This is a genomic window from Flavobacterium sp. ACN2 (assembly GCF_002303885.1).
Classification (GTDB): domain Bacteria; phylum Bacteroidota; class Bacteroidia; order Flavobacteriales; family Flavobacteriaceae; genus Flavobacterium.
This window is the reverse complement of sequence record NZ_MRCM01000042.1, coordinates 1-1,415: the sequence shown is the minus strand read 5'-3', so window position 1 is coordinate 1,415 and position 1,415 is coordinate 1. Positions and strand designations below refer to the sequence as shown.

The window sequence follows — 1,415 nt, the reverse complement described above, 5'->3', positions numbered from 1 at the left end:
GGATCAGGTGCAAAAGTTGGGGATTAAGCAAAAAGATTAGATAATCTGAATAAGAAAAAATCTATTTTCCTGACTCCTCTAAATTGCGATCTAAAAGCTTTTAATTTTGCATTGAAAGATTCTGCTGAAGCATTAGTACTTCTGTTATCAAAATAATTTAAGATTGACTGGTAGTTAAAAGAAATGGTATTAAGTAGGATATTGAAGTTTTTAAAACCTGATTCCTCTACATTTCTATACCAATGGGCTAGTTTTGTCATGGCAATATGTTTATCGTTGTTATTGTTATAAATTCCGCGGAGTTGTTGACTTAAATTGTAAGCTTTCTTTAGATCGGGATATAACTCAAATAAAAGTTGAGCTCTTTCATTTTGGCTTTGAGTCCATTTTTCGCGAGATTTATAAAGTAAATATCTGCTTCTGGCTAATAACTGCTTTACGGAATCTCCGTTGATTAAAAGCTTGGGAATGTATGTTTTGTTTTCTGATTTTGCCTGCAATATCAATTGATTCTCAAAATCCATGGCTTCCCATCGATGTTTGATTCTGATTTCCTGCAATGCCTCCAGGGCTAGTTTTTGAACATGAAATCTCTCAGTAACCTGTATGGCTTTGGGAAAGCATCTCTTAGAGATTAACTTCATCGAATTGGCCATGTCCAGTGTTATTTCTTTTACAGAAGCTCTCTTTTGATAATCAATCTTAGAGATGTGTTCTATAACTTGTTCTGCTTTTGTTCCGGCAATAATAGCTACTAAGGAGCCTTTCCTGCCTTTGAACTTCTTGTTGGTGACAATAGTGTAAAGTTCACCCTGAGATAAAGCTACTTCATCAATTGATAAATGTGTACCCATATTCTCAGGATAAATAATCCATTGATGTGCATGCTCTCTTGGAGTCCAAGTAATGAAAGAGCTCAGGTGTTTTTTGTATTGTCTTTGAAGCTTCTTTCCGTTAACACCAAAGAAACCTCCAATAGTGTGACAATCTGTGGCACTATTATCTATTAATTTCTTTTAAAAAAGCCGCAAACTCCTGAGTCATACGGGTTCCTTTAGCTGCTAATTGCCAGTCTCGCTTAATAATTTTTCCCGTGGTTTTGTTGGTCCAGCGGCGTCTTTTGATATGTAGATATACGTATTTACCCCGAAGAGGAAAATCCTGAATGGTAATCTCGTCCTGAAAACCCTTTGACACTAATTCCAAAGTATTAAACTCTTCTGGAACTTTACTTTTCTCTTCAAAATACAAGTGTAAAACTTCTTCTGTATTAGCACTGGAAACCACATCAAAGTGGTCGACTAAAAAATCAGGAAGCATAAATTTTAAAAGCTCTATAGGATCCATCTTAAATTCTTAGAGTACAAATCTCTTATTTTATTTTGACATTCCTCCCCAAGATTTGTTCTTGATCC

Annotated in this window: 2 protein-coding genes; both read right to left on the bottom strand. The window is 35.1% G+C overall.

Annotation, left to right across the window (positions count from 1 at the left end):
- Nucleotides 1–23: 23 nt before the first annotated feature.
- Complete coding sequence (locus BSF41_RS23500; RefSeq protein WP_253251883.1) at nucleotides 24–854, bottom strand: transposase; 831 nt, start codon at nucleotides 852–854, stop codon at nucleotides 24–26.
- 145 nt (nucleotides 855–999) lie between these two features.
- Complete coding sequence (locus tag BSF41_RS23495; RefSeq protein WP_095931903.1) at nucleotides 1,000–1,347, bottom strand: transposase; 348 nt, start codon at nucleotides 1,345–1,347, stop codon at nucleotides 1,000–1,002.
- Nucleotides 1,348–1,415 lie beyond the last annotated feature (68 nt).

Bases quoted from the DNA above. Each gene is read 5' to 3' on its own strand.
- BSF41_RS23500 (WP_253251883.1), bottom strand. From the start codon at position 854: ATGGGTACACATTTATCAATTGATGAAGTAGCTTTATCTCAGGGTGAA.
- BSF41_RS23495 (WP_095931903.1), bottom strand. From the start codon at position 1,347: ATGGATCCTATAGAGCTTTTAAAATTTATGCTTCCTGATTTTTTAGTC.